This window comes from Aeromonas sp. 25-248 (genome assembly GCF_053005425.1).
In genome coordinates, this window is sequence record NZ_JBRKTB010000002.1 from 648252 (window position 1) to 660709 (window position 12458).

8 protein-coding genes are annotated in these 12458 nt (G+C 66.4%); 1 reads left to right on the plus strand and 7 read right to left on the minus strand.

What is annotated here, in order from left to right; all coding sequences use genetic code 11:
- Positions 1-329: 329 nt before the first annotated feature.
- The 7 genes from ACVDHI_RS06245 to ACVDHI_RS06275 form a co-directional block, all read right to left on the minus strand.
- Positions 330-3236 carry a DUF748 domain-containing protein gene (locus ACVDHI_RS06245; protein WP_447211850.1) on the minus strand — a complete coding sequence of 969 codons (2907 nt, stop codon included), beginning with the start codon at positions 3234-3236 and terminating at the stop codon, positions 330-332.
- Between the two features lie 271 nt (positions 3237-3507).
- Positions 3508-3921, minus strand: a complete 414-nt coding sequence (locus tag ACVDHI_RS06250) for a MerR family transcriptional regulator (RefSeq protein WP_010674587.1) — start codon at positions 3919-3921, stop codon at positions 3508-3510.
- A 54-nt stretch (positions 3922-3975) separates the two neighbouring features.
- On the minus strand, positions 3976-4947 hold the full coding sequence (locus tag ACVDHI_RS06255) for a hydroxymethylglutaryl-CoA lyase (protein ID WP_447211851.1): 972 nt from the start codon (positions 4945-4947) through the stop codon (positions 3976-3978).
- Entirely contained in the window at positions 4944-6908 is a 1965-nt protein-coding gene (locus tag ACVDHI_RS06260) for an acetyl/propionyl/methylcrotonyl-CoA carboxylase subunit alpha (protein WP_447211852.1), read from the minus strand. The genes ACVDHI_RS06255 and ACVDHI_RS06260 overlap by 4 nt, the downstream gene beginning before the upstream one ends.
- A gap of 109 nt (positions 6909-7017) precedes the next feature.
- The gene (locus tag ACVDHI_RS06265; protein ID WP_042878770.1) at positions 7018-7866 is read right to left on the minus strand and encodes an enoyl-CoA hydratase-related protein; all 849 of its coding nucleotides are present in this window, start codon (positions 7864-7866) and stop codon (positions 7018-7020) included.
- A gap of 9 nt (positions 7867-7875) precedes the next feature.
- Entirely contained in the window at positions 7876-9492 is a 1617-nt protein-coding gene (locus tag ACVDHI_RS06270; RefSeq protein WP_447211853.1) for a carboxyl transferase domain-containing protein, read from the minus strand.
- A complete protein-coding gene (locus ACVDHI_RS06275) occupies positions 9489-10637 on the minus strand; it encodes an isovaleryl-CoA dehydrogenase (RefSeq protein ID WP_151028040.1) in 1149 nt (382 codons plus the stop codon). The genes ACVDHI_RS06270 and ACVDHI_RS06275 overlap by 4 nt, the downstream gene beginning before the upstream one ends.
- Before the next feature lie 256 nt (positions 10638-10893).
- Here ACVDHI_RS06275 and ACVDHI_RS06280 point away from each other — a divergent pair, with 256 nt between their 5' ends.
- Complete coding sequence (locus tag ACVDHI_RS06280; RefSeq protein WP_447211854.1) at positions 10894-12405, plus strand: CoA-acylating methylmalonate-semialdehyde dehydrogenase; 1512 nt, start codon at positions 10894-10896, stop codon at positions 12403-12405.
- Positions 12406-12458: the final 53 nt, after the last annotated feature.

Below are 12458 nucleotides of genomic sequence, written 5' to 3' on the forward strand. Positions count from 1 at the left end.
AAGTAGAGAGCCACCATCCTGATCATCCCGCTGCAAGAAGCAGGCAAGCAGGCAGGCAAGCAGGCAGGCAAGGAGGGATAAGGCTGCTCCACCATGATGTCGCCTCCGCTAGGCACAAAGGGAACAACAGGGGCAAAGCGCGGGGCCAGCAACCGCCCGCTCGCCCCGGCGGGAAAGAAAGGGACGAAAGGGTCGAGCAACTGGCGCCGCCCGGTACCTGGGCGGTGGGCACCTTAAATGGCCAGGAAGGCGTTATCCGGTCGGGGGTGGGAGCCCCTCGGACCATATGCCGTCGGGGCAAACAAGAGGGATATCGGGCGGGCGCCGGATCAGTTGTCCAGGGTCAGCACCACCTTGGCTTCCTTGTCGGTCTCCTTTACCTGGCTGTCGAGCACGAAGAGGCGCTCCGGCGCGATGCCCTGGGTATCCACCAGATACTCCTTGGTGTTCTGGGCGCGGCGCATGGCGAGGTTTCGCAGGGACTTGGCGGTGATGAGCTGCTGATCCCGCAGCAGGAGCACCGCCTGGGCGCGCAGGGCCTCGCTCCCTTCATCGAGTCGCAAGCGGTCGGCCAGATCCCCGAGATCTTCATTGAACTTGGCTTCATAAGCCTCTGCCAGTGCGGACTGCATGGCGGGATCCTGCTCCAGCAGCGTCAAATCCACCGGGCTGCCGGTGGTCTTGGCCAGCAGCCGCTCAAGCTTCTGGCGCTGGAGGATGGGGCGCTCTTCGTTGAAGTTGACCTTGCCGCGGATGTTCATGCTGAGCTTGGGCCTCTCCTTGAAGGCCTGGGCGAGGGTGGTCAGCTTGGTCTGCTGGGTCGGGGTCAGGGCGGGATCGCCGGGCAGGAAGGGGAGCTCGTCGAGATCCTTGGTGCCCCCCGTCAGGGACGCAAGCAGGGAGAAGGGGGAGGTGATGGCCTTGCCGAGGGTATTGCCGAGCACGTCCCAGAAGATGTTGCCCAGGCTGAAATCAGGCTGATCCAGATTGCCCTTCACCTTGAGGTTCATCTTGATGACGCCGTTCGAATCGCTCAGCAGGGCGATGGCGAGGCCGAGGGGCAGATCCTTGGCCTGCTCGCTCTTGACCTTCTCCCCGAGTTGCAGCTTCTTGATGGTGATGTCGTTGTCCCCTTCCAGCCGGTTGCCCTGCAGCTTGTAGTTGAGTTTCATGGAGAGCTGCCCCTTGTCGATGGCATAGCCTGCATAGGTGCTGGAGTAGGGGGTGAAGGTGGTGAGCTCCAGATTGTTGAAGGCCACGGCCACGTCCAGCACGGGATCCTCGATGAGCAGGTTGGCGCCCCCCCGGATGGTGACGGGGGCGTAGCGGTCCACCTTGCCGTTGAAGGCGAGCTCGGAGCGCTGCCCCGGGGTGTTGCTGATATGGCGGCTCTGGCCGTCGAGGGAGGCGATGTCCACCACGAACTCCGGGCTCAGGCTGCGATCGGCGAAGCGCAGGTTGCCCTGGGCGGTACGGATCTGATCGATGACGATGTGCGGGGCGGGGGCGCTCTCCCTGGCGTTCGCAGCGGGTTGCGGCAGCAGCAGTTGCTGCACGTTGGTGATCCCCTCTTCGTTGATCTCGATGCGGGCATAGGGTTTGCTGAGCAGGATGTCGGCGATACGCAGTTGCTGGCTCAGGCCATCATAGTGCAGGCCGCTCAGTTGCAGATTCTCTATCTGGAGCAGGCGCTGGTTGTCGGCCCGATCCAGCACGTTGAGCCCGGCGACCTCGAGCCCACCGCTTATCTCCAGCTTGCTGATGGCCCCCTGGCGGTCGGTGGCCAGGTCCAGCCTGGTGCGGCTGGCAAGCTCGCCGTCCCGCACGCTGATACGCAGCAGATCCTGCAGGTAGGGTTGGGCCAGGGTCAGCGGCAGCCCCTGCTGGCGGATGGCGCCGTTCAGGGTGAAGGGGGTCAGCCCCAGGGTGCCGTCAAACGCCACCGTCGTCCTGGTGTCGAGGGCTGCGTTGAGGGTGAGGGGGCTGGGTTGGGCGGCCTGGCTGCCAAGGGGCCCCAGGGTGAGGGTGAGGGCGGAGATGGCCCGTTTCAGGGGCTTGCCGCTGGTGGCTTCGGTCAGGGTGAGGCTGCCCTGGTCGATGCGGGTCTGCTTGAGGGCCCATTGCCAGGGCTTGGCGGGGGTGGCCGGTTGTTTGCCCACCTTGGGGGTCTTCTGGGGGATCAGCAGGTCCGCGAGATCCAGTTGTTGCTGGTGGTCGAGGGCAGCGGTGATGGCCGGGCTCTTGAGGGTGGCGGCATCGAGCTCAAGGCGCTGCTTGTTGCCATCGATGCGGATCCCGGTCAGCGCCAACTGCTTGAAGCGGGCAAATTCCTCCCCCTTATTGCGTGTGAGCTGCCAGTTGGCCAGGGTCAGCTTGCCCTTTGACAACTGCCAGTCCAGTCCCTGCTTGCCCTGGGTGAGGCGATAGGCGAGCTCGGCGCTGGCCTCCCCTTTGGCGAGGGTCGCCTTGAGATAGGGGGCCCAGAGGGGGGCGAAGGGGGCGATGGCCACCTTGCCAAGGCTGAGGTGGCCCTTGCCGGCGCCGCTCATCATGTCGAATTCCCCTTCGGCCTTGAGGGGGCTCTTCTCGTTGACGGTGGCGCTCAGGCGATAGGGGTTGAGCACCCCCTCTGCGGTGGAAAAGCCGGGCAGGTGCAGGGCGAGCTTGTCCAGGGTGAGGGGCGGCACCCACCCCGGGCTGCTCTGCTTGCGGCTGTCCCGGTAGCTGAGCCGGCCCTGCTCGACGGACAGCTTGCCGATGGTCACCAGCACGGGCTCGGCGGTGGCTGGCGGTGTTTGCTCCGGCGCAGGGGAGAGCAGAGAGGCCAGTGCATCGGTCAGGTTGAAGCGTGCCTCCCCCTTGAGATCCTCGAGGCGCACCAGATCTGCCCTGGGGGCGGTCAGGGTGGCCTCTTCCAGTACCAGGGCGCGCTGCTGCCAGCTCGCTTTCAAGGCGGGAATGAGCTTCAGCTCTTCAAACGACACCAGCGCTTGCTGCTGGTCATCGAGCAGGGCGCTGGGCCCCAGCACGAGGGAGGGGGAGCGGATCCCCACCTCTATCTTGCCAAGGGAGAGGTGCAGACCGTAATGGGTGGCAAGCCAGCCGGGGAGATGGCGCTGGATGAGGGTCGGCGCCTGCCAGAGCAGGATGGTGATGCCGATGAGCAGGAGCGCGAGAAGATAGAGGGCATAGCGCAGCAGACGAGCGGGCAGAGGCTTGAGCATGATGGTCTCCATTTGATGCGCATATGGTAGCAATTAATCGTGCCCGGTTCATGGGAAGGACTCATGAGGTGCGCCGCACTCTGACCGGGCTGGGGAATTATTGTGCGACCAAGGCCGGATTTTCCCCGTTTGCCCCACCTCGCCGCTTGCCCAAACCGCCCAGTCTGTCCGGCATGCCGTGACGGGCGATGTGGGGAACAAGGGGGTTGCCGGGTCAGGGCCTGCCACTGCGGATATCCACTGGAAAACCGGGATACCGGGGGCGAGATACCCCCAGAGTCTGTCAATCCCCGTCGGTTTTCAAGCCGCCGAGGGAGTGGATGCAGCGCTGCTCGGCGGCATCGAGCTCGGCCATCACCATCTGGATATCCTCCAGCTGCTGGCGCAGGGAGTGGCGTCTGGCTTCGATGAGCTGGATCATGGAGTGAAGCTGCATCCGGCTGGAGCGGTCGGTGTCGTACATGTCGAACAGCTCGCGGATCTCCGCCAGGCTGAACCCGAGGCGTTTGCCGCGCAGGGTCAATTTCAGGCGGATCCTGTCCTTGTGGCTGTAGATGCGGGTCTGCCCCTCCCGGGTCGGGGTGATGAGCCCCTCGTCCTCGTAATAGCGGATGGTGCGGGGGGTGATGTCGAACTCCTGGGCCAGCTCCGAGATGCTGTAGGTCCTCTCCTTGCCACTGGCGTGTCTGGCTCTCATGGTGCGCCCTCCTGATGAGCTGGCGGGGTCCTGGCCCCGCGGCAAGGGCCGGGGTCATGATGCATGATGGCCTCCCGGGGTGCGCTGCTCGCGCTCTTGTGCGAGGCGCCGTCCCCTCCCGTGCAGGGCCTGGCCGACCCGGGAGCCGTTGGGGCGCCCCAGCAGCTCGCTCACCCACTGGCCGGTGGCGGCCAGCTGGTCGAGGTCGACGCCGGTGCTCATGCCAAGGCCGTGCAGCAGATAGACCACCTCTTCCGACGCCACATTGCCGGAGGCGCCGGGGGCATAGGGGCAGCCGCCGAGCCCGGCCACCGAGCAGTCGATGGTGCGGATGCCGCGCTCGAGCGCCGGCAGCAGGTTGGCCAGCCCCTGGCCATAGGTGTCGTGAAAATGAACCGCAAGCCGGCCCGCCGGGATCTCGTGCAGTACCGCATCCAGCATGGGAGCCACGGTGCCCGGGGTGCCGACACCGATGGTGTCGCCGAGGGATATCTCGTGGCAGCCCAGATCCAGCAGCCGCTCGGCCAGGGCGGCGACCCGTTTCGGGCGGGTCGGGCCGTCGAACGGGCAGGCGATGACGGTGGAGAGGTAGCCGCGCACCTTGATGCCGAGGCTGCGCGCTTCCTGCACCAAGGGGGCGAAGCGCACCAGGGACTCCTCCACGCTGATGCCGATGTTGGCTCGGGTAAAGCCGTCGGAGCAGGCGGTAAAGAGGCCTATCTCATCGGCGCGGGCGGCAATGGCGGCCTGCAGACCCTGCAGATTGGGCACCAGGGCGCCATAGCGGGTCGGCCCCCTGCGCGGCAGGGCGTTGAACAGTGCGGCGGAATCCGCCATCTGCGGCACCTTTTTGGGGGAGACGAAGGCCCCCACCTCGATGCGCTGCAACCCGCTCTCGGCCAGGCGGGCGATGAGCGCCAGCCGCTGCGCCAGGGAGAGGGTGGTGGTCTCATTTTGCAGGCCATCCCGCGGCCCCATCTCCACCAGGCTGACCTTGTCGTCCCGGTTCTCGTGCGTGTGGCTCATGAGTGTTCCTCCTGCGCGGCATGGTCCTCGGCAAAGCGCACCAGCACGGCGCCCTGGCTCACCTGTTCCCCCTGGCGGCACTGCAGGGCCTCAATCACCCCGTCCCGGTCAGCCTTGAGGACGTGCTCCATCTTCATTGCCTCCAGCACCAGCAGGGGTTGCCCCTTGCTGACCGGCTGGCCGGCCTCGACCTGCAACGCCACCACGATGCCGTGCATGGGGGCCAGGATGCCGGGGGCATCGCCTGCCTCGTGATCATGGTGCAGTTGATGATGCTGATCATCGAGCGAGAAGCGGATGCGTCTGCCCGCCAGGTGCAGCAAATAGGCACCCTCGCCGAGGGGCTGCACCGGATAGCGCTGCCAATGTCCACCCTGGCACAGGCGGATCTGATCTGACCCGAGTTCAAACGGGATCTGCTCGCCCTGCCAGAGCAGGGCGCCCCCTCGCTCGGCGAGGGTGAGGGTGCGGGTCTCCTCGCCGATGCGCACCGTGGCGCAAAAGCGGCGGGTGGGGCCCAGCCGAAAGCCTGCGGCCTGCTGCCAGGGGGAGGCATCGCGCTCGCGAGTGGCGAGCCAGAGGGTGGCGAGGGGCCAGGCGAGCGCCGGAACGGGCAGGGTGTCGGTGGGGATGGGCCACTGGGTGTGGTGGCGCATCGCCAGCACCTCTGGCGCTTCGCACAGGCGCTGCAGGAGCGGGCCGTTGTGCACCAGAGGGCCGAGCTCCAGGGCTGCCAGGGCATCGGCCAGGGTGGCAAAGGCTTCGCTGCGGCTCGGTGCGTGGGCGACGAGCTTGGCGATCATGGGGTCGTAATAGGGGCTCACCTCATCGCCGGCGGTGACGCCGGTGTCGATGCGCACCCCCTTGGGCCAGGTGAGCCAGTGGATGGGGCCGCTCGCGGGCAGGAAACCGGCGGCCACGTCCTCGGCGTAGAGGCGCGCCTCCACCGCGTGGCCACGCAGCACCACCTCATCCTGGGTGAGGGGCAGCGGTTTGCCCTCGGCCACCGCCAACTGCCAGGCCACCAGATCCTGGCCGGTGATGGCTTCGGTAACCGGGTGCTCCACCTGCAACCGGGTGTTCATCTCCATGAAGAAGAACTCCTCCCCGCAGAGCAGAAACTCGATGGTGCCCACCCCCCGATAGGCGATGGCCTTGGCCGCCGCCACGGCCGCCTCGCCCATGGCGCGGCGCAGGTCAGGGGAGATGTCGGGGGCGGGGGCCTCCTCGATCACCTTCTGGTGGCGGCGCTGCAAGGAGCAGTCCCTGTCCCCCAGATAAATGGCGTTGCCAAGGGCATCGGCAAAGACCTGCACCTCCACGTGACGGGCGCGGGGGAGATAGCGCTCCAGCAGCACATGGTCGTCGCCAAAGGCGGCACTCGCCTCCCGCTTGACCGCCGCCAGGGCCGCGTCAAAGTCGGCCAGCTGATCGACCCGGCGCATCCCCTTGCCACCGCCGCCACTGGCCGCCTTGATAAGGAGCGGGAAGCCCACCTGGCTCGCCTGATCGCGCAAAAAGTCGGGGTGCTGATCCGCGCCGTGATAACCGGGTAGCACGGGTACGCCGGCTGCCTGCATCAGCCCCTTGGCCCCCGACTTGTCCCCCATGGCGAGGATGGCGGCGCCGCTTGGGCCGACAAAGCGCACGTCCCGCTGTTCGCAGGCGGTGGCAAAGTCGCTGTTCTCGGACAGGAAACCGTAGCCCGGGTGGATGGCGTCGGCATTCGCCTCTTTGGCAATCTTGAGCACCTTGCCGGTGTCGAGGTAGCTCTCCCGGGCAGGGGCCGGCCCCAGATGCCAGGCCTCGTCGGCTTCGCGCACGTGCATGGCGCGGGCGTCGGCGTCCGAGTAGAGGGCGATGGTGTGAATGCCGAGGCGCCGTGCGGTCTTGATGATGCGCACGGCGATTTCACCGCGATTGGCGATCAGCAGGCGCTTGATGGGAGTGTGATGGGTCATGCTGCCTCCCTGTTGTTCAAGGCGCACAAGTGCGAAGCGTGTTGATCCACACTCCCGTTATATTGACCACAGTTGGCGATCAGCAGGTGCTTGATGAGGTGGTATTGAGTCATGCTTCGTCCTTGAAACGGGGGCGCCAGGTTGGGGGGCGTTTGTCGAAGAAGGCCTGGATCCCCTCCTGGGCCTCGAGACCGACCCGTACCCGGGCGATGGTCTCGACGGTCTGCTCTTCGTGCTGGTGGCCTGGGCGCCCTTCGAGGGCGGCCAGCAGCCGCTTGGTCTCCTTCATCGCCTGGGGGCCGTTGCGACACAACCGCAGGGCCATGGCGCGTCCCTCCGCCAGCAACTGATCAGGCTGGCTGAGCCTGTGCACCACGTTGAGTCGGCAGGCGGTGATGGCATCGAAAGGCTCTGCGCTCAGCATGTAGCGGCGGGCCTGGCGCATCCCCATGGCGCGCACCACGTAGGGGCTGATCACCGCAGGCACCAGTCCCAGGGTCACCTCGGAGAGGCAGAAGCGGGCATTTTCGCTGGCCAGCACGATGTCGCAGGCGCAGACAAGGCCTAAGGCTCCGCCGTAGGCGGCCCCCTGCACCAGGGCTACCGTGGGGAAGGGCAGCTCGTCCAGTGCCTGCATCAGGTGGGCCAGCACCCGGGCGTCCTCGCGATTCTTGTCAAAGGCGCGGGGGTCGAACGCTTCCCCGGCCATCTTGCGCATCCACTCGAGATCGGCGCCCGCGCAAAAATGCGGCCCCTCGGCGCGCAGCAGCAGCACGTGGGGGCGGTCGGCCAGCGGCTGGCCGTGGGCCAGCTCGTCGAGACAGTCGAGCAGCCCCTGCATCAGGTCGGCATCAAGGGCGTTGTGGCGGGCCGGGCGGGCGAGCACCAGCTCGATCACCGGGCCGTGGCGCTCCAGGCGAAAATGGGCAAGGGGATCGTTGAAGAGCGGGTCTGACATATGAACTCCTTACATCCGGAAGATGCCGTACTGCCCGGGGCCCGGCTCGGCCCCCTGGCAGGCCGCCAGCGCCAGGGCCAGCACGGTGCGGCTCTGGGCCGGGTCGATGACGCCGTCATCCCACAGGCGAGCACTGGCGTAATAGGGGTGACCCTGGCGCTCGTACTGCGCGATCACCGGGGCGCGAATGGCGGCCGCCTCCGGCTCGCCCAGAGTCTTGCCCTCGGCGGCCAGCTTGTCCCGGCGCACCTGCACCAGCACCCCGGCCGCCTGCTCGCCCCCCATGACGGAGATGCGGCTGTTGGGCCAGCTGAAGAGAAAATCCGGTTCATAGGCGCGCCCGCACATGCCGTAGTTGCCGGCACCGAAGCTGCCGCCGACGATCAGGGTGATCTTGGGCACCCGGCTGCAGGCCACGGCGGTCACCAGCTTGGCGCCGTGCTTGGCGATCCCCTCTTTCTCCGCCGTACTCCCCACCATAAAGCCGGTGATGTTTTGCAGAAACAGCAGCGGGATCCCCCGCTGGTTGCAGAGCTGGATGAAGTGGGCTCCCTTCTGGGCGCTGTCGCTGTGCAGCACGCCGTTGTTGGCGAGGATCCCCACCTGCATGCCCTCAATGCGGGAAAAACCCGTCACCAAGGTAGTGCCGAACAACGCCTTGAATTCGTCAAACACAGAGCCATCCACCAGCCGGGCGATCAATTCTCGTGCGTCATAGGGGCGCTTGAGACTGGTGCCCACCAGGCCGTAGAGCTCCTCGATGGGGTAGTGCGGCTCATCATAGGAGGGAGCGGATGGGGCGGGTGACGCCGCCGTCTGGTTGTCCCCCAGGTTGCTTACCAGGGTGCGGGCGATGGCCAGGGCATGGGCATCGTCCCGGGCCATGTGATCCGCCACCCCGGAGTGGACGCAGTGCACCTCGGCGCCCCCCAAGGCTTCTGCGCTGATCTCCTCGCCGGTGGCGGCCTTGACCAGGGGCGGGCCCGCCAGAAAGAGGGTGGCCTGCTCCCTGACCATGATGGACTCGTCCGCCATGGCGGGCACGTAGGCGCCGCCGGCGGTGCAGAGCCCCATCACCACCGCCAGCTGGGGGATGCTCTGGGCCGACATGCGAGCCTGGTTGTAGAAGATGCGGCCAAAATGCTCCCGGTCGGGGAACACCTCGTCCTGCATGGGCAGGAAGGCACCGCCGGAATCCACCAGATAGAGGCATGGGAGGCGCAGTCGCTCGGCAATGGCCTGGGCGCGCAGGTGCTTTTTCACCGTGAGGGGGTAGTAGGTGCCGCCCTTCACGGTGGCGTCATTCACCACCAGCATGCACAGGCGCCCCGAGACCCGTCCGATGCCGGTGAGGATGCCGGCAGCGGGCACCGGTTCGTCATAGACCTGCCAGCCCGCCAGCGCCGACAGTTCGAGAAAGGGGGAACCCGGGTCCAGCAGCTGGTCGATGCGCTCGCGGGGCAGCAGCTTGCCACGGGCCTGATGGCGGGCGTTGTTGGCCGCGCCCCCGCCCTGGGCTATCTCCTCCAGGCGGGTATTCAGATCGTCGACCAGTGCCTGCATGGCGGCCCGATTGGCCTCATAGTCGGGGCTCGCGGTGTCGAGACGGGAGTGGATCCTGCTCATGCGCTCTCTCCCATCAGCTCGCGGCCGATGAGCCAGCGGCGGATCTCCGAGGTGCCGGCGCCGATTTCGTAGAGTTTGGCGTCCCGCAGCAGCCGGCCGGTGGGGTATTCGTTGATGTAGCCGTTGCCGCCGAGCAGCTGGATGGCATCGAGGGCCATCTGGGTGGCGTTCTCGGCGGCAAACAGGATGGCGGCGGCGCAATCCTTGCGGCTGGTGCGGCCCTGATCGCAGGCGCTCGCCACCGAATAGACCAGCGCCCGGCTGCTGGCGAGACGGGTATACATGTCGGCGAGCTTGCCCTGCACCAGCTGGAACTCGCCGATGGCCTGACCGAACTGCTTGCGCTCGCGCACATAGGGGAGCACCACGTCCATGCAGGCCTGCATGATGCCAAGGGGGCCAGCCGCCAGCACCACCCGCTCGTAGTCCAGACCGCTCATCAGCACCTTGACCCCGCCGTGCAGGGGGCCCAGCAGGTTCTCCTGCGGCACCCGGCAGTTGTCGAACACCAGCTCGCAGGTACTGGATCCGCGCATGCCGAGCTTGTCGAGCTTCTGGGCGGTGGAAAAACCGGGAGTCCCCGCCTCGACGATAAAGGCGGAAATCCCTTTGGGCCCGGCGGCGGCATCGGTCTTGGCATAGATGACGAAGGTGTCGGCATCGGGCCCATTGGTGATCCACATCTTGTTGCCGTTCAGCACGAAGTGATCCCCCTCGCGCACCGCGGTGAGGCGCATGCTCACCACGTCGGAGCCGGCACCCGGCTCGCTCATGGCCAGCGCCCCCACGTGTTTGCCGCTGACCAGATCAGGCAGATATCTCGCCTTCTGATCAGGGGTGCCGTGGCGGTGGATCTGGTTGATGCAGAGATTGGAGTGGGCGCCGTAGGAGAGGCCGACCGAGGCGCTGGCGCGGCTCACCTGCTCCATCACCAGCACATGGGCCAGATAGCCGAGGTTCACCCCGTCATACTCCTCCGCCACCGTGATGCCGTGCAGCCCCAGCTCACCCATGCGGGGCCAGAGATCCCGGGGGAAAGCGTTGCTCTGATCGATCTCGCTGGCGCGCGGTGCGATCACTTTCTGGCAGAAAGCCTCGACCTGTTCGGTCAGGGCCTGGAGGGTTTCATCCATCAGGGCATGCATCCGTGCTCTCCTTGGTGCAGTGGACTGCCGATTTCCCCTGCCATCAGGGTGATGACTGGTCAGTCCATTTGTGATTCAAGTTTACGTTAGCGTAAACGTAAATTGATTGTTAGTCTAAGGTAAATTCGATGGCAGCCCGCCGTAAGGGCTACCCGGGCAGAGGAGCGCAAGGAGTGAACAGGATGTGCAACAGCAAGATTGATGTGGCCGGCCTGCAGTGGCCTGCCATCGCCTGCCAACGGGCTAGGAGGGGGGCATGAGCCAGCATCACACCCAGTACGGGGATCTGCCGCTCTACATCGGTGGCGAGGCGTGTCCGTCCGCAAGCGACGAGTGGATAGAGGTGACCGACCCGGCGGACCAGCATCTGCTGGCGCGGGTGCCGAAAGCTACCTCTGCGGAAATTGAGCTGGCGGTGCGCACCACTCACGAGGCCTATCTGCTGTGGCGAGAGGTGCCGACCTCCGAGCGGGCCCGGGTGATGTTCAACTACCAGCATCTGTTGAAAGTGCATCACGACGAGCTGGCGACCCTGCTGGCCCAGGAAACCGGCAAGAACCTGGCGGATGCCAAGGGGGATGTGTGGCGCGGCATCGAGGTGGTGGAGCAGGCCTGCGCCATTGCCAGCCAGACCCTGGGGGAGACCATGGGCAACGTGGCGCGCCGGGTCGACGGCCACTCCTGGGTGCAGCCCCTCGGGGTCTGCGTCGGCATCACGCCGTTCAACTTTCCGGCCATGATCCCGCTCTGGATGTTCCCGCTGGCGGTGGCCTGCGGCAACGGCTTTGTGCTCAAGCCCTCCGAGCAGGATCCTCTCACCCCCATGCGCCTGGCCGAGCTGTTTACCGAGGCGGGGGCCCCCAGGGGCATTCTGTCGGTGGTGCACGGCGGCGCCGAGCAGGTGGATGCGCTGCTGGCCCATCCCGATGTCAAGGCAGTCAGTTTCGTGGGCTCGGCCCGGGTCGGCGGCCACGTCTATCGCAGCGCCACGTCGCAGCTCAAGCGCGCCCAGTGCTTTGTCGGGGCCAAGAATCACATGGTGATCATGCCGGATGCCAACAAGGCGCAGGTACTCGGCAACCTCGTGGGAGCCGGAGTCGGCGCCGCCGGTCAGCGCTGCATGGCCATCAGCGTGGCAGTGTTCGTGGGGAGCGCCCGAGAGTGGATCCCCGAGCTCGCCGCCGAGTTCGCCAAGGTGAAACCCGGCGTCTGGCACGATCCCGAAGCGGCTTATGGCCCCCTCATCAGCCCGGAGGCGAAAGTCAGGGTGGAGGGGCTTATCGAGGCGGGGATTGCCGAGGGAGCCGAGTGCCTGCTTGACGGCCGTTTTTGCGACGTCCCCGGCTACCCGGTGGGCAACTGGGTGGGGCCGACCCTGTTTCACGGCGTGACCCCCGAGATGCGCATCTACAAGGAGGAGATCTTCGGGCCCGTGCTGGCCTGCCTCGAGGTGGAGAGCCTCGACGAGGCGCTTGCCCTCATCAACGCCAACCCCTATGGCAACGGCACCTCCCTCTTCACCGGCTGTGGCGCCGCCGCCCGCAAGTTCCGCCACGAGGTGGCGGTGGGCCAGGTGGGGATCAACGTGCCCATCCCGGTGCCGCTGCCGTTCTTCTCTTTTACCGGCTGGCGCGGCTCCTTCTACGGGGATCTGCACGCCTACGGCAAACAGGCGGTGCGTTTTTACACCGAGACCAAGACGGTGACGGAGCGCTGGTTCGACGAAGACATTCCCAGCGGCCCCAATATGACCATCCAGCTGCGCTGACGGCAGGAGTTGCCCACTTTGCCCGGGCGCCCCCATTGACAGCAACGGATCGA